Origin of the sequence: Allosphingosinicella deserti, from assembly GCF_003012735.1 — a bacterium.
GTDB lineage: Bacteria > Pseudomonadota > Alphaproteobacteria > Sphingomonadales > Sphingomonadaceae > Allosphingosinicella > Allosphingosinicella deserti.
In genome coordinates this window covers 354,736-376,461 of record NZ_PXYI01000003.1, presented here as the reverse complement: position 1 = coordinate 376,461, position 21,726 = coordinate 354,736, and the positions used below count along the sequence as shown (strand labels likewise).

The 21,726-nt window shown below is 66.4% G+C and carries 15 protein-coding genes; 10 read left to right on the top strand and 5 right to left on the bottom strand.

The window, feature by feature from the left end:
• Positions 1-23: 23 nt before the first annotated feature.
• From C7I55_RS10165 to C7I55_RS10145, 5 genes are all read left to right on the top strand, one after another.
• The gene (locus C7I55_RS10165; protein WP_233222146.1) at positions 24-3,455 is read left to right on the top strand and encodes an acyl-[ACP]--phospholipid O-acyltransferase; all 3,432 of its coding nucleotides are present in this window, start codon (positions 24-26) and stop codon (positions 3,453-3,455) included.
• Positions 3,452-3,670: a hypothetical protein gene (locus C7I55_RS10160; protein WP_106512815.1), complete on the top strand. Its 219-nt coding sequence runs from the start codon at positions 3,452-3,454 to the stop codon at positions 3,668-3,670. The genes C7I55_RS10165 and C7I55_RS10160 overlap by 4 nt, the downstream gene beginning before the upstream one ends.
• Positions 3,671-3,843: 173 nt before the next feature.
• Positions 3,844-4,212, top strand: a complete 369-nt coding sequence (locus C7I55_RS10155; protein ID WP_106512814.1) for a cupin domain-containing protein — start codon at positions 3,844-3,846, stop codon at positions 4,210-4,212.
• Positions 4,213-4,393: 181 nt separating this feature from the next.
• Positions 4,394-5,182 carry a hypothetical protein gene (locus C7I55_RS10150; protein WP_233222145.1) on the top strand — a complete coding sequence of 263 codons (789 nt, stop codon included), beginning with the start codon at positions 4,394-4,396 and terminating at the stop codon, positions 5,180-5,182.
• Between the two features lie 74 nt (positions 5,183-5,256).
• Positions 5,257-5,712: a RidA family protein gene (locus C7I55_RS10145; RefSeq protein ID WP_106512812.1), complete on the top strand. Its 456-nt coding sequence runs from the start codon at positions 5,257-5,259 to the stop codon at positions 5,710-5,712.
• A gap of 28 nt (positions 5,713-5,740) precedes the next feature.
• Here the strand turns inward: C7I55_RS10145 and C7I55_RS10140 are convergent, their stop codons facing one another.
• The 4 genes from C7I55_RS10140 to C7I55_RS10125 form a co-directional block, all read right to left on the bottom strand.
• Positions 5,741-6,043 (bottom strand): hypothetical protein, encoded by a 303-nt coding sequence (locus tag C7I55_RS10140; RefSeq protein ID WP_146150989.1) that lies wholly within the window; start codon positions 6,041-6,043, stop codon positions 5,741-5,743.
• A gap of 152 nt (positions 6,044-6,195) precedes the next feature.
• Positions 6,196-8,214, bottom strand: a complete 2,019-nt coding sequence (locus tag C7I55_RS10135) for a glycoside hydrolase family 97 protein (protein ID WP_106512810.1) — start codon at positions 8,212-8,214, stop codon at positions 6,196-6,198.
• Positions 8,215-8,437: 223 nt separating this feature from the next.
• Positions 8,438-11,947 (bottom strand): TonB-dependent receptor, encoded by a 3,510-nt coding sequence (locus C7I55_RS10130; RefSeq protein ID WP_233222144.1) that lies wholly within the window; start codon positions 11,945-11,947, stop codon positions 8,438-8,440.
• A gap of 222 nt (positions 11,948-12,169) precedes the next feature.
• The gene (locus tag C7I55_RS10125) at positions 12,170-13,702 is read right to left on the bottom strand and encodes an MFS transporter (RefSeq protein WP_233222143.1); all 1,533 of its coding nucleotides are present in this window, start codon (positions 13,700-13,702) and stop codon (positions 12,170-12,172) included.
• Between the two features lie 59 nt (positions 13,703-13,761).
• Here C7I55_RS10125 and C7I55_RS10120 point away from each other — a divergent pair, with 59 nt between their 5' ends.
• Positions 13,762-14,775, top strand: coding sequence for a LacI family DNA-binding transcriptional regulator (locus C7I55_RS10120; protein ID WP_106512809.1), 1,014 nt, complete (start codon positions 13,762-13,764; stop codon positions 14,773-14,775).
• Between the two features lie 163 nt (positions 14,776-14,938).
• Here C7I55_RS10120 and C7I55_RS29200 read toward each other — a convergent pair whose 3' ends face one another.
• On the bottom strand, positions 14,939-15,340 hold the full coding sequence (locus tag C7I55_RS29200; RefSeq protein ID WP_146150988.1) for an ATP-binding protein: 402 nt from the start codon (positions 15,338-15,340) through the stop codon (positions 14,939-14,941).
• Positions 15,341-15,622: 282 nt separating this feature from the next.
• Between C7I55_RS29200 and C7I55_RS10105 the strand changes: the two genes are divergently transcribed.
• The 4 genes from C7I55_RS10105 to C7I55_RS10090 all read left to right on the top strand — a co-directional run bounded on the left by C7I55_RS10105 (position 15,623) and on the right by C7I55_RS10090 (position 21,726).
• Complete coding sequence (locus C7I55_RS10105; protein WP_106512807.1) at positions 15,623-18,652, top strand: ligand-binding sensor domain-containing protein; 3,030 nt, start codon at positions 15,623-15,625, stop codon at positions 18,650-18,652.
• A gap of 149 nt (positions 18,653-18,801) precedes the next feature.
• Positions 18,802-19,473, top strand: a complete 672-nt coding sequence (locus C7I55_RS10100; protein WP_106512806.1) for a hydrolase — start codon at positions 18,802-18,804, stop codon at positions 19,471-19,473.
• Positions 19,474-19,543: 70 nt separating this feature from the next.
• Positions 19,544-19,795: a DUF1427 family protein gene (locus C7I55_RS10095; protein WP_106512805.1), complete on the top strand. Its 252-nt coding sequence runs from the start codon at positions 19,544-19,546 to the stop codon at positions 19,793-19,795.
• Positions 19,792-21,726 (top strand): amidohydrolase, encoded by a 1,935-nt coding sequence (locus tag C7I55_RS10090; protein WP_106512804.1) that lies wholly within the window; start codon positions 19,792-19,794, stop codon positions 21,724-21,726. The genes C7I55_RS10095 and C7I55_RS10090 overlap by 4 nt, the downstream gene beginning before the upstream one ends.

Genomic DNA, 21,726 nt, shown 5'->3' with positions numbered 1-21,726 from the left:
TGGGGATCACGAGGGAGTTACACATGGCCGCACCCGATCTGTCCCTGCTCGGCAAGCGCCGCTTCGGCCCGCTTTTCGCCGTCCAGTTCCTGGGGGCGTTTAACGACAATCTGTTAAAGTTCGCTTTGCTCTTCCTCGCCAATTTCGGCCTGTACGCGGCGGCGCCGGATAAGGCGGAGATGCTGGCGACGATCGCCACCGGCCTGTTCATCCTCCCTTATTTTCTGTTCTCGGCGCTTGCTGGGCAGCTTGCCGACTCGACCGACAAGGCGAAGCTCGTCCGGATCGTGAAGGCGGCCGAGATCGGCATCATGGCGGTCGCGCTTGCCGGCTTCTGGTTCCAGGCAGTGCCGCTGCTGCTCGGCAGCCTGTTCCTGATGGGCGTCCATTCCACCCTGTTCGGACCGGTCAAATATTCGATCCTTCCCCAGCACCTTGGTCCCAATGAAGTGATGGGCGGCACCGGCCTCATCGAAGCCGGCACCTTCCTCGCCATCCTTGGCGGGCAATTGCTCGGCGGGATCGTGCCGCCGTGGGAAGCGGGGCTGATCGCCACCGGCCTTGCCGTCATCGGCTTCCTGTTCAGCCTCGCCGTGCCGAGCGCGCCGGCGACGGCAACCGGCCTCAGGGTCGATCCGAACATCTTCCGCAGCACCTGGGCGATCCTCAAGGGTGCGCGCCACGGCCGCGGCGTGTGGCTGTCTATCCTCGGGATAAGCTGGTTCTTCGCCGTGGGTGCCGTACTCCTGTCGGAATTCGCACCTCTGGTCGGCAACGTCCTCCAGGCGCAGCAGGAGGTGGCGACCCTGTTCCTGCTCATCTTCTCGGTCTCGGTCGCGCTCGGCTCGGTCGCGGTCAACAAGCTGCTCGGCGGCGAAGTTTCGGCCCGCTACGTGCCGGTCTCGGCGCTCGCACTGGCCGGCTTCATGATCGATCTCTGGCTGTCGACCCGCGCTTACCAGCCCGGCGTCACCGGGGCGAGCATCGCGCAATTCCTCGCATCCGACGGCAGCTGGCGGATCCTCGTCGATCTCGCCGGCATCGCCTTCGCCGGCGGCATGTTCATCGTTCCGCTCTACGCCATTCTCCAGGTCCACAGCCCGGCCGAGGAGCGTTCGCGGACGATCGCCGCCAACAACATCATCAACGCGATCATCACCGTCCTGATGGTCGCCGCGCTCGCCGGATTGCTTGCGGCCGGAGTCACCGTCCCCGGCATCGTCGGGACGCTCGGCTTCGCCACCCTGGTGGTCGCCCTGATCTCCTGCTGGCTGCTGCCGGAAACGGTGATCAAGTCCGTCGTCCGCGGCCTGCTCAAGCTCCTCTATCGCGTCGAGATTTCGGGCGCGGAGAATATGCCGAGGCCCGGCGCCCCCGCGGTCGTGGTGGTCAACCACGTCTCCTTCCTCGACGGCCTGCTGCTCGCCGCATTCCTGCCGGGCAAGCCGACCTTCGCGGTCCACACCGCGATCGCCAAGGCCTGGTGGGTGCGTCCGTTCCTCGGCCTGTTCGATGCCTTCCCAGTCGATCCGACCAACCCGATGTCGGCCAAGGCGATGGTCCGCGCGGTCCGCGAAGGCCGTACCCTGGTGATCTTCCCGGAAGGCCGGATCACCGTCACCGGCGCGCTGATGAAGGTGTTCGACGGGCCCGGCATGGTCGCCGACAAGGCCGATGCGGCGATCGTGCCGGTGCGCATCGACGGCGCCCAATTCTCGCCTTTCTCGCGTCTGCGCGGCAAGGTCCGCCTGCGCACCTTCCCCAAGGTCCGGCTCACCATCCTGCCGCCGCGCCGGTTCGCGATCGAGGGCGCGATGAGCGCCCGCGAGCGCCGTGCGATCGCCGGGCGGCGGCTCTACGACGAGATGAGCGAGATGATCTTCTCGACCTCGAACCGCGAACAAAGCCTCTATGATGCTTTGCTCGAAGCGCGGAAGATCCACGGCGCGAAGGCGAAGATCGTCGAGGACGTGAAGCGCCAGCCGCTCAGCTACGGCCGCCTCGTCACCGGCAGCCTGGCGCTCGGCCGCGCCCTCGCCGCTGGCTCCGCCGAGAAAGAGGCGGTCGGCGTCCTGCTGCCCAACGTCTCGGCGGTGGTCGTCACCTTCTTCGGCCTCCACGCCTTCGGCAGGGTGCCGGCGATGCTCAACTACACCGCGGGGCTCACCAACCTGAAGGCCGCCTGCACCGCCGCTGAAATCCGCACGATCGTCACCGCCCGCGCCTTCGTCGAACAGGCCAAGCTCGGCGACACGGTCGCGGGCCTTGCCGCAGAGGGCAAGACGATCGTCTATCTCGAGGATCTCGGTGCAACCATCGGCGCTTTCGCCAAGCTCCGCGCGCTCCTCGCCGCCACATTCTCGCCGCGACCGGTGCGGGTCGCGCCCGACGCACCCGGCGTGATCCTGTTCACCAGCGGCTCGGAGGGCGTCCCCAAGGGCGTCGTCCTCAGCCACATCAATCTGCTGTCCAACTGCCGCCAGCTCGCCGCCCGCATCGATTTCAACGCGTCCGACGTCGTGCTCAACGCGCTGCCCGTCTTCCACAGTTTCGGGCTCACCGGCGGGACATTGCTGCCGCTGCTCAACGGCGTGAAGACCCTGCTCTATCCGAGCCCACTCCATTACCGGATCGTGCCGGCGCTCGCCTACGACGCCAACGCCACCATCCTGTTCGGCACCGACACCTTCCTGTCGGGCTATGCGCGGATGGCGCACGGCTACGATTTCTACTCCCTGCGCTACATCTTCGCCGGTGCCGAGCGGGTCCGCGACGAGACCCGCGCAAACTACGCGTCCAAGTTCGGCCTGCGCATCCTCGAAGGCTATGGCGCGACCGAAGCCGGGCCGGTGATCGCGGTCAATACGCCGATGCATTTCCGTGCCGGCAGCGTCGGCCGGCTGCTGCCCGGCATCGAGGCACGGCTCGAGGACGTGCCCGGCATCGACGTCGGCGGCCGCCTCTACATTCGCGGTCCCAACGTCATGGCCGGCTATCTCAAGTCGGAAGCGCCGGGCCTGCTCCAGCCGCCCGAGGGCGGCTGGCACGACAGCGGCGATATCGTCACCATCGACGACGCGGGCTTCGTCACCATCCGCGGCCGTGCCAAGCGCTTCGCCAAGATCGGCGGCGAGATGGTCTCGCTGCCCGCGGTCGAAGGCTATGCCGCCGCGCTCTGGCCCGATGCCGACCATGCGGTGGTCACCCGCCCCGATCCGCGCAAGGGCGAGCAGCTCGTGCTGTTCACCACCCGCAAGGATGCCGACGCCAAGGCGCTGCAGAGCTGGGGGCGCGCCAATGGCGTCACCGAGCTCATGCTCCCCCGCGACATCCGGATCATCGATGCCCTGCCCGTGCTCGGCACCGGCAAGCTCGATTATGTCACGATGGGCGGGTTGGCGGCGTCCCCAGCCGCAGCGGCCGAAGCCGAACCGGACGAGGAGGCGGCGGCGTGAGCGCGACCCTGTCTCAGTATCTGCCGATTGTGATCATGACGATGATCTTCGTCATCCCGTTCTGGAAGCTGTTCCGTCGCGCCGGCCGCTCGGGCTGGTGGGCTCTCGCCGGCTTCGCATTCCCCTTCGGCTGGTTCATTCTGCCATGGCTGCTTCTCGGCCTTTCGCGAAAGCGGCCCACGACCCCGCAGGATCTCGGAGAGGTGTTCAGCTGAGCATCCCCCGCGCGAGGCTTCTGCGCACGGCGGTCACGTGATTTCAGCGGTGAAGTGGACCCATCGTCGACACCCGACGTTGGGGCACACGACCGGCTTGTTCGACCAGCTCGGCCGCACTTTCTAAATCACGCTGAAACGCTCAGGCGTTTCTTCAGACTGGAGCACCGGCAATGGCCGTATTCAACAAAGACATCATCGATCTCACCACCAAGAACAAGAACTTCCAGAAGGAAGTCTATTATGACGAGAATTGCCAGATCGTCATGATGAGCATCGAGCCCGGCGACGATATCGGCGAAGAGACGCACGATGCGGATCAGACCACCTTCTTCGTTTCGGGCGAAGGACAGGCGGTGGTGGAAGGCAGCCGCACCAAGGTGGTGCCGAACCGGATCATCGTCATCCCGAAGGGATCGAAGCACAATATCATCAACAAGGGCGAAGAGCCGCTCAAGCTGTTCACCGTCTACTCGCCGCCCGCCGAGGAGCAGGGCGTGAGCCACAAGACCAAGGAAGAGGCCGAAGCGGCCGAGGAATAAGCCGAAGCATCGCGGCGGAGGGGCGAAGCGCTCAGGCCTCTCCGCCGCTGCCGACGCCGCGCAGCTATCAGGGTCCGAGGAAGAAGCTCCCGAGCGGGATCGTCGGTGGCCGCCCGGGAAACCCGCATCGGCATTTCGCGGGGCTTGTTCGCGCCGCCGCAACGCTTATCCTGCGGCCATGATGTTCCGGTTGCTTGCCCCAGCGGCGCTCGTCCTTGCTCTTGTTGCCAATCCCGCCTTAGCCGCGTCGCCATCGCCCGAGGATCTCGAGCGGGTTCAGAGCACATCGCAGCTTATCGGTCTGTCGCCCGACGGAACGCGGATCTGGGCCGAACACGCGCTGGCAAGCAGCGATTTTCGGGACTGGCAGAAACTCTATCGGATCGAGCAGGCGTTCGGCGAGCAGATTGCCCTCGCCGAGCCTGACCCGAGATCGCTTGTCCGGCTTACCGCCGAACTCGCCGCCGAGCACGGTCAGCGCGCACGCGCGAAGAAGGACGGACTTATCGCCGCCGCCTTCCGCCTTTCGCCCCAGGATCGGCGCACGCTCGGTGCCTTCATCGTTTCCGGCGCGGACGAAGCGCTGAAGCCATCCAGACCCTTCGCCGGCGCGACGGAATTGGCCTCGGCGTGGATGCGCATGATCGGCGTGTCGGAGGAGGGCATCAAGCGCCTGGTCGAGCGGGAAAACAGGGACGCTCGCCCCGACGACCGCCATCCACGAGCAAAGATCGAGCGCGCAATCGGCGAGCAGCTTGCGAGCCCAAACCCTTCCCGGGCGAATCTGGATGAGCTTGTCGCGGCTTATGCGGCCGAAGAGTCCCGACTTGCACGACGCGAAAAGGAGAACCTCACGTCCGTTGCGCTCACGCTCTCGGCGGCGGATCGCCGCGTGATCGGCAGCTTCCTTGCGGAACAAGCGGCGAAAGAACTCGCCGAGGCGAAGCCTGTGCTCGAGGTTCTTCCGTGAACCGCACGAAGGGGATGCGTGTTGCTCGCTGCAGGGCGTGGACGCGCTGACTGCACGCTTTCAGGGAGACGAAGATGAAAACGATATCAGCCGCGATCCTGGTCGCAGCGACCTTCCTGCAAGGCGCGCCGGTGGCCGCGAAGACGCCGATGAAGCATTACCCGGCACCGGCGGCACGCGGCACGCCTTTGCCCTTCTCGAGCGCGGTTCGGGTCGGCGACACTCTCTATCTTTCCGGGCAGATCGGGCTCCGGCCCGACGGCACCTTGCCCGACGGGATCGAAGCGCAGGCGCGGCAGGTGATGGACAATATCGCCAGCGTGCTCGCGGCCGGCGGCGCGGGCTGGGACGACGTTTTCAAGTGCACGGTGATGATCGAAAATATGGCGGAATGGGCCGCGTTCAACGCGGTCTACGTCACCTACTTCAAGCCCGGTGCCCTACCCGCCCGCAGCGCCTTCGGCGCCGACGGGCTGGCGATGGGCGCACTGGTCGAGGTCGAATGCATGGCGCGGGCCGGCGGCGGCTGAACCGCCCGGCAGGCCGCGCCATCCTGCATTATTTGGGTGTTCCCGACCGCACGGCGGAGCGGCGGGAAAGCTCGGCGCGCAGCAGCTTGCTCATCTCGGGGTTGCGGCCCGCCGACTTCAGCTCCGCCTGCAGGTTCGCCGTCGGGATCTTCGACAGGTCTCCGCCCTGGCACCCCGCCGACAGCGCCTTGGTGTCGCCGCAGCACCTGCTTCCGCATATCGCCTGGCAGATGGCGGGGTTGGTCTTGCAGCAATAGCGCGCCTGCGCTTCCGCGGGTGCGACGACTGCGAATAAGGCGGCCATTCCTGCGGCAAAGAACACGGACTTCATCATCATTCTCCTGCTGCGCCCGACTCCTCGAGCTGCATCACGCAGGATAAAGCAATCGCCTCGGCACCCAATTGGGTCGCCATTGCACCAGCGGCACTCAGTCTTGCACCAGCGGAACTGCGGCGGCGTCGCCGGACCGTCGGCGCCCTGGATCACTCAACATCCTTGAACCGAATGGCCGCGCCTCCGCCGGGCGCAAGATCGAGAACCAGCCGGTCCCGGCTGGTCACGATCTTGCGCTCGATGCGCAGCGCATGCGGATTGGTGCGATAGTCCGCGCCCGGCGCGTCGGCATAGATCTGCGCTTCATAACGCTTGCCCGGCGTTAAAAAGTCGAGGCTCTGGGTCAGCGTCCGCGCACTCTCGTCGGTGATCGCGCCGAGAAACCAGTCGGTGCCGCCGCGCGGCTGGCGCGCGACCACGACGAAATCGCCGATCTCCGCCTGCAAAGTCCGCGAAATCTCCCAGTCGGTCGGCACATCGCGGATGAACTGGAATGCGTCGGGACGCGCGTCGTAATTCTCGGGAAGATCGGCGGCCATCTGGATCGGGCTGTAGAGCACGACATATTCGGCAAGCTGCGTCGCCAGGGTCGATTGGACGCGATGGGTGAGCTCGGTCTGGCCGAAGGTCAGGTCGAAGATGCCCGGCGTATAATCCATCGGGCCGGCAAGCATGCGCGTGAACGGCAGGATGGTGAGATGCTCGGGCGGGTTGGTCGGACGCCCCCAGGCGTTGAACTCCTGCCCGCGCGCGCCCTCGCGGCTGACCATGTTCGGCCAGGTGCGGCGAAGCCCGGTATCCTTCACCGGCTCGTGCGCGTCGATCGCGATGTGGTAGCGGGCCGCAGTCTCGGCGACCTTGAGATTGTGGCGGACCATATATTGGCCGGCGAACCATTGCCGCCCCCCCTCGCGATCGGTGATCGTGCCGCTATGCTTGACGTAGCCCGTCTTCACCGCGGCGACGCCGACCCGCTCGTAGAGCTTCATGGCTTCGTCCAGCTGGTTCTCGTAATTGACGACGGCGCCGCCGGTCTCGTGATGGCCGATCAGCCTGACGCCCTTCTGCCGGCCATAATCGGTGACCGCCTTCAGATCGAAATCGGGATAAGGGTTGGTGAAATCGAATTTGTCGCCATTGGCGATCCAGTCGCCGTCCCAGCCCTTGTTCCAGCCTTCGACGAGCACTCCGTCGAATCCGTTGCGGGCCGCGAAATCGATATAGGCCTTGGCGTTTGCGGTGGTCGCGCCGTGCTTGGCGCCGCTCCCCCAGGTCGATCGGTTGAGGTGCATCTCCCACCAGATCCCGACATATTTGCCCGGCTTCACCCACGATACGTCGCCAAGCTTGTTGGGCGCGTTGAGGTTGAGTTCGATCCGGCTGTCGGCAAGCGCACCGGCGCTGGTGCCGATCAGGATCGTCCGCCACGGGGTCTCGAACGGCCCGCGTCGGCGGGCGGCGACTCCGTCCGGCCACGGCATGAGCCGCGCGGTCAGCGTCCCCGCACCGTCGCCGGCGAGCAGCATGCTCGGATAGTCGATCAGCGCCGCCTCGTGGAACGACAGATAGAGGCCGTTTTCGCCCTTCATCGTCAGCGGCGTCTCGGCGGTGGTGATACGCCGCGCGTCCGTTTGCGTGTAGAGATATTCGTCGCGCTCCTGGCCAAGGGCCTCATACCACCAGGCCTGATAGGCGCCCTTGGTGCGGAACTCGGTCCGCTCGGACGCGACCTCGACCGCCTGCCCGGCGGGCACGTCGCCATAGACGTAGCGGAAGCCGATGCCGTCGTCGAACAGACGGAAGATCACGCCCACCGTGCGATTGAGCGGCGTGTCGCCGGCCAGCGTCACCGCCAGCTCGACATGATCGTCGCGGATCAGCCGCTGCTCGCCCCAAGGCTGCTCCCATTGCGTGTCGCTGCGCCCGCGCCGCACGTTCGACAGGCCGGTGTAGCGCGCCGCCCCTTCCCCCTTGAAGGTCAGGCCGAGCGCGGACGGTGCCAGCACCGGCTTGCCAAGCCTACTGACCGAATAGCGCGCCGCCCCGCCGTCCACCGTCACGCACACTTCCAGGATCCTGTTCGGGGACTGTGCGCATTCGCGCGCCGCCGCCTGCGCGATTGCGGAGACGGAGAAGAGGGCCGAGGCAAGGCATAGGCGAAAGAACATGGCGCTAACTCGCTGCTGGTGAGGGGAAGTGGATGCGGGCGAAGAGTATCGATACGGTGCCTGCGACAGCGGCTGTTCAGGCAGGCAGATCTGGCCTTGAAGTGCTCCGCGTGGATCCACCCACGCTCCTCTGCCGGCCTTGCTCGGGGTCCGTCTGCTTCCGGTTCACGCCCCCGAAAAAGCGCGCCGCCGCGATCGCGTCGCGGCGGCGCCAGGGGAGACTTTAGAACTTCGCTCGAACGCCGAACTGGAAGCGGCGGTCGACCCGGCTCCAGGCGGAGTCGCGATAGACGGGGGTGGCTCCGGGCGTTGCCGGAGAATCGCCGAATATCTGCTGCTGGTAGACGCTCTTGGTGTTGAGCAGATTGCTGGCGTCGACGGAGAGTTCGAGGAACTTGTTGACCGAAAAGCGGATCGATCCGTCGAGATAGCCGGCCGCCTTCTGGAACACCGGCAGTCCGATGCAGCAATCGAGATTCTGGGTCAGGTAGCGCGAGCGCCAATTGTAGGCGAGGCGGAAGCCGACCGGCCCCTTCTCGTACAAGGCGACCGCGTTGAACGTGTGGGTCGAAATGCCGGCGAGGCGGTGGGAGTCGATCACCGATCCGGTGCCGCCGAGCGCCGGCTGCCCGGCGCCGACCGCGCCGACATTGCCGCTCGACGACGCGTTCAGCAGGTTGGAATTGTTGATCCCGGATTGATGCACATAGGTGTAGTTGAGCTGCGTCCCCAGGCCGCTGAGGATCCCCGGCAGGAAATCGAAGAAGGACTGGTACGCCGCCTCGAAGCCGAGCAATTCGCCGCCGCCATCGGCATTGCTCGGTCCCAGGATGCGGACTGTCTGGGTCGATCCGTTGTTGGTGAAAATGCGGTCGAACTGGCCGAAGCTGATGCTGTTGTTGAGCTTCTTGTAGAAGCCGGTCAGCGTCAGCGAGCTGCTCTGCCCCATATAGCGTTCGAAGGAGATATCGAACTGATCGGCCTTGATCGGGCGCAGCGCAGCGTTGCCGGAATCCGCCTGGAACACGAAGTTGTAGCCGGTGACGTTCGCCGCCACATGCGCCGCGGTCGGTGAATTGTAGACGATGTAGGGAGAATCCGGCCCGGTGTTGATGACGGGCGCGTTGATCGCCACCGAATTGCGCAAATAGCCGAAGTCGGGTCGCGACAGGGCTTTCGAATATGCGAAGCGGATGAAGTTCTTGTCGTCGAGTCCGAAGCGCACGTTGAAGCTCGGCAGCCAGTTCGTGTACGAGGATTTGAAACTGTCCGGAGTCACTCCGCCATTCGCGAATGCGCGGATGGCCGGCGTTAGATAACAGCTCGGATTGACGATGGCGTTGCCGGAGAGCGGCGTACCGCAGGCAGGAAGATTGGCGAAGATGTTGCTCGCCGGAAAGGCGAGGCTGCCGTCGCTATCCTCGTGCGTCCTGATCACGCGCAAGCCCACATTGCCGACCACGCTGACGCCGCCGAAGATCGTCTTGTCCTCGCCGCCGAAGCGCAGCATCGCGTACAGCGCGTTGGTACGCTCGCGAACCCTCAGCACCTCGCCCGGCGTGAAGCAATCGTCCACGGTCGCCTCGGCACGGTCGCAGATCGCGGTATAGCCCGGCAGCAGCGGCGAGCGGGTGGTTGCGCCGCTCAGCGAATTGATCAGCCCGTCGAAATCCTTGAGCGTGTCGCGATTGAGATAGACGAGTTCGCCGTTGGGATAGACTTCGCCATTGTAGAAGCCGTCCATCTGGTAGGATTCCCAGATGCCCGCGCCGTAGCCGGCGAAATCCGGGTGACCCGCATTGCCGGCGCAATTCCCGGTGTTGGTCGGATAGGGTCCGCCGGTGGTGTTGTCCGCGTTGAAGCCGGGGCCGTTGCAATTCCAGCTGGCGGCGACCGGGGTCCAGTTGAAGGTCGAATAGCGGACCTTCTGCTTGCGATCGGCGTGGCGGAGGCCGACTTTCAGCGAGTCCAGCCAGCCGCCGTCGTCCCCGAAATCATATTCGACGTCGCCGCGCAACGCGAGTGCGTTGGCATCATTGTCCTCGACATGGCCCTGGATGAACGGGATCCAGTAATTGTGCGGATTGGCGAGACCGCCTGGCGCATAGTTCACGTTCGATCCGGGCAGCAGGGTTACCTGCGGCGGCCCATCTCCGTCATGCAGATACTGGTAATTGGCCATCGATCCAGCGGCGACGAGGATGTCGTTATTGTAGGTCGATGCCTTGATATACTGAGCATCGAAATTGACCTTAAGCCGGTCGCTGACGTCCCACTTGATGTTGCCGGAAAGATCGCGGGTGCCTTCGCGATGCGCGAAGTTGCGTGCCTCGTTCTGGAGATAGAGGCCGTCGCGCAGGGTCGCGCAATTGGCACCGGCGCCGCAATAATTGACGAACGGCACCCCGGGAATGGCGGACCCCGCGTTGATTGCCGCCTGCAGGCTTTCATAAGTTCCGCTGAAGCTGCCGTGCGGCTGGGTCAGCGTGCCGGATTGCAGCATACCGTCGGCACCGAAGACCAGCGGACCGGTACCGGGTGCCGAACCGAGGATGCTCGAGGTGCGCGGGTTGAAGGCCGGCGTTCCGAAATAGCCGCCTTCAAGAATGACGTGGCTTGCACGCTCGAACCATCCGTTGCGGTACTTCGAATCGATATACTGGACGGTCGCCAGAACGGTGCCGCCATTGTTCTCATATTGGCCGGCAAGCGCGATGCCGCGGCGCTTGCGATCATAATCCACCTCCGAATAGCGGATTCCGTCCGGCGCCAGCGCGAACCCGGTCCCGCCAAATGGGTTCGCCGTGCAATTGACGCTGCCGTCCGCGTTGACGTTGCCCGCTGCGGCGGTGCCGAAGCCCGACGTGCAATAGGTGTCGATCTTGTCCATGATCACACTCTCGGTGCGAGTCACGACATGGCTGTGGGCGTAGCTGGCGAGCAGGCCGAAGCGGCCGATGTCGGTTTCGAAAACGTTGCTGATCAGGGCCGAATATTCGGGCGTCCAGCGGCCCGAGGCATCACCGTAATTGTAACGGAAATTGCCGGTGACGAGCAGCCCCTTCTGATCGAACGGCAGCCGCGTGCGCAGATTGACGGTTCCCGCGATCCCGCCCTCGATCATCTCCGCCGTCTGGTTCTTGTAGGCGTCGACGCCGGCGAGCAATTCGGGTGAGACGTCGTTGAACTGCAGCCCGCGCGCGGAATCCGCCGAGAAGCTCTCCCGCCCGTTGAACTCGGTGCGGACCTGGGTAAGCCCGCGGATCAGGACTCCCGTCGGCTCGCCGGAAGGATGGGTTGAGTCGTCGGCCGACTGCAGCCGGTTGACGGTGATGCCGGGCACCCGCGCCAGCGCTTCCGCCGCCGATTTGTCTGGGAAGGCGCCGATGTCCGTCGCAGTGATCGAGTCGACGAACGTATCCGAATTCTTCTTGATGCTCTGCGACGTGCCGAGCGCGTTGCGAACGCCGACGACGACGATTTCGTCATTGCTGTCGTCGCTTGTCGCAGCAAGGTCGCTCGTGCTGCCGGTCGATGATTGCTGCGTCTCCGCCGCATTCGCCGTCCCTCCCGCTGCCGACGCGACGGCCGCGGCGTCGGCGGCTGCGGTTCCGCGCGCGGCGTCGCCGGTCTGCGCCTCGGCTCCGACGCTGCTCGCCATCGCGGCCAGGGCGAGAAGCGACACGCCCCCGCGGAGCATGATTCCGGCGCAATTTCGCTGAGATGCCTTCACGATTCCCTCCTGCTTCCCGCCTGTTTCGACGGTTCGATCTGCCGCCGCCTCGTCCGGCCGGGATGCGCGGCGACTCCGCGCGTCACGAGGCGTCGTGGCGACTTGCAGGAAGATTGCGCAATTTTGCACAGCCCACAAGGCAATTTTGCATGTTAGCGCTACCTTTTCAGGAAATTTGTCTCTACCGGCGACTATGCAAGATTGCATAATGTGGAGTTGAATTCACCGCGTCGGCAATTCTCCCTGTGGCGGGATGGTGAAGGTCAGCGCCGCCGCGGTTGCCAGGGAACCGGCCGCGAGTGCAAGCGCAAGGATCGCTTCGCCGCTGAAGACGGCGCGCACCAGGAAGCCGAGCAGGGCCGCGGCGACGAGCTGCGGCAAGACCAGGAAGATGTTGTGGACGCCCATATAGACGCCCATTTTCCGTGGCGGGACGGCGTCGGCGAGCATTGCGTAAGGCAGCGACAGGATCGACGCCCAGGCGCAGCCGATCCCGATCGCCGGCAGCCAGAGCAGGCCCGGGGCATCGATCAACACGAAACCGACGAAGCCCGAGGCGCCGAGCAGCAAGGCGAGGCTATGCGCGGCACGCCGGCCGATCCGCGCCACCAGCGACGGCAGAGCCAGTGCGACCAGAGCCGACACGGCGTTATATTCGGCGAACAGAATGCCGACCCAGTCGGCGCTCTCGCCAAAGGCCGGGGATGCGGGGTCGCTGGTGCCGTAATGGTGCGCCGCGACGGCCGGGATCGCATAGACCCACAGGGCGAACATGCCAAACCAGGTGAAGAACTGGACCAGTGCGAGACGCCGCAACACCACCGGCATGTGCAATATGTCCTCGACGATCTCGATCATTCCGATCGAGCTGTGCCCGGCCCGGCGCAGAAGCACGGCCGCCACCTGCAACACGCCGAAGGCGATCGCGATGCCGGCAACGAGCTGCAGTTCACGCCCCCATTCCTGCCGAACGGCCGCGAAGCCGAGGACGCACCCGCCCGCCAGCCACAGTCCGCCGCTCCGGGCCAGGATCGCGGCGCCCGTGGAGGTCGGAACCGGGTGCTCCGTGTCGAACAGCGGATCCGCTTCCAGGCATTCCGGCGGCCGCTCGGAGGTCGTGAGGACGCTCCATCCGACCGCAGCCAGGAGGGCGGCCGCACCGATCGCGAACGACATGTGCACCGACGGCGGCAGCCGGCCGGCCTCCGCCTGCCCACTGACACCGAACCAGTGGGACAGCACCCATGGAAGCGCCGCCGCGAACACGGCGCCGAGGCCGATGAAGAAGACTTGCGCCGCGAACCCGGATGTCCGCTGCTCCTGCGGCAGGGTATCGGCGACCAGCGCGCGGAACGGTTCCATCGCCACATTGATCGATGCCGTCAGCAGCCACAGGATGAAGGTGGCAGCGAACAGGCTTTCCGCATTCGGCATCGCGATCAACGCTGCCGCGGTCAGCACCGCTCCGGCGACGATATAGGGCCGTCGCCGCCCGAGCCGTCCCCAGCTGTGATCGCTCAGATATCCGATCACCGGCTGCACCAGCAGGCCGGTGATCGGTGCCGCAATCCACAGGATCGGAAGCTCGTCCACCTTTGCGCCGAGCGTTTGCAGGATCCGGCTGGTGTTGACGTTCTGCAGCCCCCAGACGACCTGCACGCCGAACAGGCCGCAGCACATGTTGAGGATCTGGATGCGGGTCAGCAGCGTCGCTTTCCCTGCCGCCGCCGCCCTTTTCTCCCCCGACCCTTGCAATGGCTGCCTCTCGATGCGCAATTGATCCGAACCGGCGCTTCTTTTCCGATTTGGGGTTCATGGGCACCAATAGCAGCAACAGCACCACGCTCCAGGATCTCGCGAAGCTTGCCGGCGTGTCGCCGTCGACGGTGTCGCGCGCGCTCAACGATCATGCCCTGATCAGCACCCCGACCAAGCAGCGCATCTGGGCCCTCGCCCGCGAGCACAATTACCCGTTCAAGCCGAGCATGCCGCATGCGCCGATCGGCGCCGAAGGCTCGATCGTCATCGTCACGCCCCACATGCGCGCGGCGCCATTGCCGCTCTCCCACCCCTTCTTCCTCGAACTGCTCGCCGGCATCGGCGAGGCGGCCCGTGCGCGGGATTGCGATCTCACCGTCAGCCACACCGCACCGGTCAGCTACGAGGATCTGGTGCTGACGACGACGACGAGCCGCGCCGACGGCGTGATCTTCCTTGGCCAGAGCATGCTGCACGAAGGCTTCAACAGGCTTGTCGACACCAAGGCGCGCTTCGTCGTCTGGGGCGCGCAAATGCCCGGCCAGCGTTATTGCTCGATCGGCTCGGACAACCGGCTTGGCGGCCGCCGGGCGACTCTTCATCTGGTGCGGCTTGGGCGCAAGCGGATCATCTTTCTCGGCGGCAGCGATCCCGAGGCGCAGCAGCGCCGGCGCGGCTATCTCGATGGCCTCAGGGAAGGCGGCATCGAGGAAGATCCGGCGCTGATCCTGCCGGTCGAATTCGAGCTCGAATCCGCGGACGCCGCCGTCAGCGGCCTGCTCCAGCGCGGCGAGCAGATCGACGGTGTCGTCGCCGCGAGCGATCTGATCGCGCTCGGGGCGATCCGTGCGCTTCGCCGCGCGGGCCGTTCGATCCCCGGCGACGTTTCGGTGATCGGGTTCGACGACATGCTGTTCAGCCGCCTCAGCACGCCGACGCTCAGCACCATCCGCCAGGACACGCAGGAAGCCGGCCGCCTGCTCGTCGCCCAGGTGCTCGATCCCAGCGCCCAGCCTTTGTCCAAGCGCCTGCCGACCGAGTTGATCGTTCGCGAATCCTGTGGAGGGTGACGCGTGCGCGCCGGTGTCGCGCCGGAAACTGCTTTAGGTTGCGGCGGCGAGGCCACACCGCCCGCAATTCGTATGGCGCCAGCCCGGTTTTGCTTCTTCGCGCCGCGCGCGAGGATTATGATCGAAGCATGACGTGGCGATGCACTCTTGGGCTCCACCAGCCCTATCTCACCTCGGTAACCCGCAAGGGAACCGGGCTGCGCGCCTTGTGCGAAGGATGCGCGACTCCGCTCGAACGCTCCGAATCCGGGCGCTGGAGCCCGGCCGCACCGCTCGCCTCGCGATAAGCGCGGCAGCAACGAGACACTGCGGCGGTCGCTCTCACCCGCTGCGTGGCACCGCGGAGCGGAAACTCGAACCCGAGCCGGGCACCGATCGCGCGGATCTCCCCCCACAGGCGGCCGCCGTGATTCTCGATGATCGTGCGCGAGATGCACAGGCCAACGCCCATTCCCACCTTGTTGGTCGTAATTCCGCCCTCGAACAGGCGCGGCAGCAGCTCGGTGGAGATGCCGGGCCCAGTGTCGTCGACCGTCAGCCGGAACAAGGGCTCGGCCGCGGCCATGACAGCGCGCTGACCGCGCAAGGTTAGCAGAGACTCGTCGAGAGCGGCGTTGCGCGGCACGCATCGTCCGAAACCGAGTTTTGCGAAAAGGACAAGCGGACGGCGAGAGACGCGGCTGGCAAGGATCGCGCACCATGAACCCACCGCAGCCTGCTTCGATCCGGTCTCGGGCAAGTTCCGGCCTTCTACCCGATCGGGTCCCTCCCGGCAGCGTCGGGCCGGTGCTAGACTGGAGAGCTGGAAGGATGCCGCCTGCCGGTTCAGCGCGGCCAGGGGAATTCATTGCGGCTTGCGCGCGTCATCGTCGGCTTCCTCCTGATCTGCTGGCTGCAGGTCTCGGTGGACGCCGCCCCTGGCCCCGCACCCGCACCCGCACCCGCACCCGATCCGTTCACGCACAGCAGCTGGACGAGCAAGGACGGCGTGCCGGGCATGATCCAGGCGATGGCACAGACGCCGGACGGCTATCTTTGGCTCGGCACCTATGAAGGCCTGTTCCGCTTCGACGGCGTGAGCTTCGAGCATGTGCCGCCGGCCCCCGGCCACCCGCCCGGCGCGATTCCGGTCAGTGGAGTCTTCGCCGCGCGCAACGGCGACCTCTGGGTCGGCTATGCCGGGGGGGCCGGCGCCGAAGTGTATCGCGCGGGACGCATGGTGCGGGCCGGCATGCCGGACGCGCCCGGGGAGGTCACCGAGTTCCGCGAAGACATGGACGGAACGATCTGGGCGGTAGGCGGCCGCGCCCGCAATGCGCTCAAACGCTATCGGCGCGGCGCGTGGGAACGAATCGGCGCGGCTTGGGGCGTTCCCGACGAACCCGTCTCCAGCCTCCTTCCCAGCCGGGACGGCACGATCTGGCTTGCGACCAAGACCCATCTCCTCTTCCTCCGCCGCGGATCGAAACGCTTCGAGGAGAGTGGGCTGAGGATCGCCGACGGTGCCAGCATGGCGCAGGACGCACGCGGCGACATCTGGATCTCCGACCCGTCCGGCACCTGGATGCTGCCCGATTATGCCGGCGGCGCGAGGGTTGCGCGCTCGCCGATCTTCTACCCGGCGGTGGCGCCGGTGCGGCGCACGATGATCCTGTTCGATCGCGACGGGCAGCTCTGGGGATCCACCTACACCGGCGGCATCTTCCGCATTCCGCGTCCGGGACGCGGCGGTGCCGAGACCATGGTCCGTTATCATGCCGGCAACGGCCTCACGTCCAACCAGGCACTCGCCATGCTCCAGGATCGGGAGGGCAATCTCTGGGCGGCGACCGAGATGGGGCTCGATCAATTTCGCAAGGCCAACGTCGCCGCCGCCCCGTTGCCGCCGAAAACGTCCGCCTTCGGCTATCTCATCAACACCGACGAATCCGGCGCCGTCTATATCGCCAGCGGCGACCAGCTGTATCGCGCCCGCCCGGGCGAGGAACCCCGCCCGGTGCTGAACGGCCTCGACGAGCCGCGCGCGCTCTGCCGCGGCCGCACCAGCGGACTTTGGCTGGCGGTGCGCGGCAAGATGCTTCGCCTGATCGGCGGCCGCGTTGCGGCGACGCTCGCCCTGCCGGATCAGGATCCGGTCAACGGCTGCGGCGAGGACAAGGACGGACGGCTCTGGCTCGCCCGATTCGATCGCGGCCTGTGGCGGCGCGACGGCAACGGCTGGCGCATCGTCCCGCTTCCTGCCGCGGCAGGACGTCCGCAGGACATCGCCATCGACGCGAACGGACGCACCCTGGTAGTGCTCGAGCGGCGTGCCGTCCTCGTCATCGATCGCGCCGTGGCCCGCTTTTGGAACAACGGGGCGATCGGAGTCGCCGGCCTCACCATGGTGCGCGGCATGGCCGATGCACCTGTGATCGGCGGCGGGACCGGCCTCGCCCGGTGGGACGGGCAGCGCTTCCAGCGCCTCCCGATTGCGCGCCATCCCTGGCTTCGCGGCATCCGCGGGGTCGCACGCACCCCGGCCGGCGAGACCTGGATGATCAACAACAAGGGCATCATCCGCGTCCGCACGGGCGATCTCCAGCGCGCCTTCGCCGATCCGGACATGCCTCTTCGCCACGATCTGTTCGACGCGCAGGATGGCCTCGCCAGCCGCACCCAGGGCGGCGACGGCTTGCAGATGGTGATGGGCGGCGACGGCCGCTTGTGGTTCCTGACCCGCCAAGGCGTCGTCCGTGTCGATCCGACCCGGCTCACCCACAACAGGATCGCGCCGCCGGTGACCATTCGCGCCTTGACCGCCGACGGACGCCGCTACCCGGATCCGGCGTCGGTGGCGCTTGCCGCCGGGACGCGCAGCCTCGCGATCGACTATACCGGGCTCAGCCTGTCGGTGCCGAGCCGGGTTCGCTTTCGCTATCTGCTGGAGGGAGTCGACACCGATTGGGTCGATCCGGGTACGCGCCGCCAGGCCTTCTACACCAATCTCGCACCGGGGACCTATCGCTTCCGGGTGATCGCAGCAAACAATGACGGGATCTGGAATCGCGAGGGCGCGACGCTGGAATTCACGATCCCGCCGACCTTCGTGCAATCGCGGCTGTTCGCGATCCTCTGCGGGATCGGAGTCCTCGCCGTGCTGTCCCTGCTCTACCGCCTGCGCCTGCGCGCACTGGCCCGACGGATGCGGACCCGCATGGCCGAGCGGCTCGCCGAGCGCGAGCGCATCGCCCGCGAGCTCCACGACACCCTCCTGCAGGGTGTCCAGGCCTTGATCCTGCGCTTCCAGCTGGTCGCCGACGACGTTTCGCCCGAACAGCCCACCCGCCGCGCGCTCGAGGAAGCGCTCGACCGCGCCGACGCGGTGCTCGCCGAGGGGCGTGACCGCGTCCGCGACCTGCGCATGACGGAGAGCGGCGACGATCTCGAATCGATGATCCTCGACATCGTCCGGCGTCAGGTCTTCCCGACCAGCACCCGGGTCCACATCGTCACCCATGGCGAAGTCCGGCCGCTCAACTCATTGGTCGGAGACGAAGTCGCGCGGATCGCCAACGAGGCGCTGTTCAACATCTGGCGTCACGCTTTGGCAAGCCGGATCGAAATCGAAATCGCATTCCGCCGATCGAGCTTCGCGGTTCGCTTCCGCGACGACGGCATCGGCATCCCGCCGGACATCCTGCGCGCCGGCAAGCGCGAGGGGCATTTCGGCCTGACCGGCATGCACGAGCGCGCCCGCAAGCTCGACGCCGAGCTCTACATCCAGTCGGGGCAAGCCGGCGGCACCGAGGTCGCGCTCGTCGTCCCGGGCACCATCGCCTATTCCGGCCGGCGCAGACGCTCCGCCCGGTCCGGAGCCGAAAAGACGCCGGCCTGAGACCGGCGGGGCCCGGCAGGCGCGCGCTTACCCGAAAGGGTCCGGCGGATACCCGGATGGATGACGCGGCCGCGCGGCTCCTGGCCTAACCAGGTCGAGCGCCGCGAAGGCGCGGTGCCGCCGCCGCGCGCGCCAGAGGAGGAAAAGTCATGCCCGTCACCGCAACTGCCGCGCCAGCAAAGTCCCTGCTGACCCCGGGCGATCACACGCTCATCCTGATCGATCACCAATCGCAGATGGCGTTCGCCACCAAATCGATCGACACCGCCACCTTGCGCACCAACACCGCGTTGGTCGCGCATGCCGCAGCCGGCTTCGGTGTCTCGACGATCGTCACCACGGTTGCCGAGAAAAGCTTTTCCGGGCCGGTCTTCGACGAGATCAAGGAGGCGCTCCCGGATGTCGAAACTACCGACCGCACGTCGATGAACACGTGGGAGGACGTCAACGTCATCGCGCGCGTCAACGCGATCGGCAAGCCGCGGCTAGTGCTCGCCGGGCTCTGGACCGGAGTCTGCATCGTCGGCCCCGCTCTGTCGGCGATCGAGCAGGGTTTCGAAGTCTATGTCCTTGCGGATGCCTGCGGCGACGTCTCGGCCGAAGCACACGAACGGGCGATGGCGCGGATGATCCAGGCCGGCGCACGGCCGATGACCGCGCTCCAATATCTGCTCGAGCTTCAGCGTGATTGGGCGCGCACCGAGACCTACGACATGACCACCGGAGTCGCGCGGAAATATGGCGGCGCCTACGGGCTCGGCATCGTCTACGCCAAGACGATGTTCGGTGCACAGGAAGGCGGGCACGCGCTCGCCGCCTGATGCCTCTCTGGGCCGGCGCTGCGTCCCTCCAACGCCGGCCCGCCTCTCCTCTTCCCCTGAGGCGTGCGTGATGAAACCCTATCTGCTGTCGCTCGGCGCGGGAATGCTGGCCGGCATCCTCTATTCGCTTCTGGGAGTTCGCTCGCCCGCGCCGCCGGCGATCGCGCTTATCGGCCTGCTCGGCATCCTGCTCGGCGAGCAGATCGGGCCCATCGCGAAGCGGCTGGTGCAGCGAAAGCCGGTCATAGCCTACGTCCGCACCGATTGCGCCCGCCACGTCCTGGGACCCCAGGCTGTGCCCGAGCGCGACGTCCGCGCATGAGCCGCCTCAGCCGCCGCGAGGCGCTCGCATCGGCGGCCGGAGCCGCCTTGCTCACCAATCCCATCGCAGCCCGTGCGGGGAGAACGCCCTTGAACGACACCATCATCGTCAACGCCAGCATCACCACCCTCGACCGCGAACAGCCGGAGGCGCAGGCGCTCGCCATTCGCGACGGCAAGTTCCTGGCGGTCGGATCGGAAGCCGAGATCCGGGCAGCAGCCGGTCCGGGCGCGACGGTCATCGATGCTGGCGGGCGGCGGCTGGTGCCGGGGCTGATCGACAGCCACATCCACGTCATTCGCGGCGGCCTCAACTACAATATGGAGCTGCGCTGGGACGGCGTGCCGACCCTTGCCGACGCGATGGCGATGCTGAAGGCCCAGGTCGCCCGCACGCCGGCGCCGCAATGGGTTCGGATCGTCGGCGGCTTTACCGAGCATCAGTTCGCCGAGAAGCGCCTTCCGACCCTCGACGAGCTCAACGCCGTCGCGCCGGACACGCCGGTCTTCATCCTCCATCTCTACGATCGTGCCCTGCTCAACGCCGCGGCCTTGCGCCAGGTCGGCTACACCAAGGACACGCCCAACCCGCCAGGCGGCGAAATCCTCCGCGATGGCGCCGGCAACCCGACCGGATTGCTGCTCGCCCGTCCCAATGCGACCATCCTCTACGCCACTTTGGCGAAGGGGCCGAAGCTTCCCGCCGACTACCAGCGCAACTCGACCCGTCATTTCATGCGCGAGCTGAACGCGCTCGGAGTCACCTCGGTGATCGACGCCGGCGGCGGCTTCCAGAATTATCCGGACGATTACGAGATCATCGAGGGCCTGCATCGCGACGGCGAACTGACCCTGCGCATCGCCTACAATCTCTTCACCCAGAAGCCCAAGGAAGAGCTCAAGGATTTCGCCACCTGGTCGACCCAGGTGAAGCCCGGCGACGGGGACGACACCTACCGCCACAATGGTGCCGGCGAGATGCTGGTCTATTCGGCCGCAGACTTCGAGGATTTCCGGGTCGAACGCCCCGAGATGCCGCCCAACATGGAAGCGGATCTCGAACCGGTGGTGCGGCTGCTCGCCGAGCGCCGATGGCCGTGGCGCCTCCATGCCACCTATGACGAAACGATCGGCCGCGCGCTCGACGTGTTCGAGAAGGTCGATCGCGACATTCCGCTGTCCGGGCTCAACTGGTTCTTCGACCACGCCGAGACGATCAGCGCGCGCAACATCGATCGCATCGCCGCGCTTGGCGGCGGCATCGCGATCCAGCACCGCATGGCGTTCCAGGGCGAGTATTTCATCGAGCGCTACGGCGCCCGCGCCGCGGAGCGGACTCCGCCGATCGCTGCCATGCTTCGCGCCGGGCTCAAGGTCGGAGCCGGCACCGACGCGACCCGGGTGGCGAGCTACAATCCCTGGGTGTCGCTCGCTTGGCTGGTCACCGGCCGCACCGTCGGCGGGCAGATCCTCTATCCGCCCGCCAACCGGCTCGATCGCACCACCGCTCTGCGGCGGTGGACCGAAGCGAACAGCTGGTTCTCCAACGAGGTCGGCAAGAAGGGCCAGATCAAGGCGGGCCAGCTTGCCGACCTGATCCTGCTCTCCGGCGACTATTTCTCGGTGGCCGAGAGCGAGATACCGCATCTGCATTCGGTGCTGACGCTGCTCGGCGGCCGTGTTGTCCACGGATCGGACGACTATCGGGATCTCGCGCCTCCGCTCCCGAAGGTCATGCCGGATTGGTCGCCGGTTGCGACCTTCGGCGGCTATCATCGCGCCGATCGCAAGCAACTCGCCGGTGCTTGCGGCTGCGCCGCCTCCTGCGCCGTTCACGGCCACGATCATGCCGCCGCCCTCGCCGCCGCGGCCCCCGTCGCCGATCTCAAGGCCTTCTGGGGCGCGATGGGCTGCGGCTGCTGGGCGGTCTGA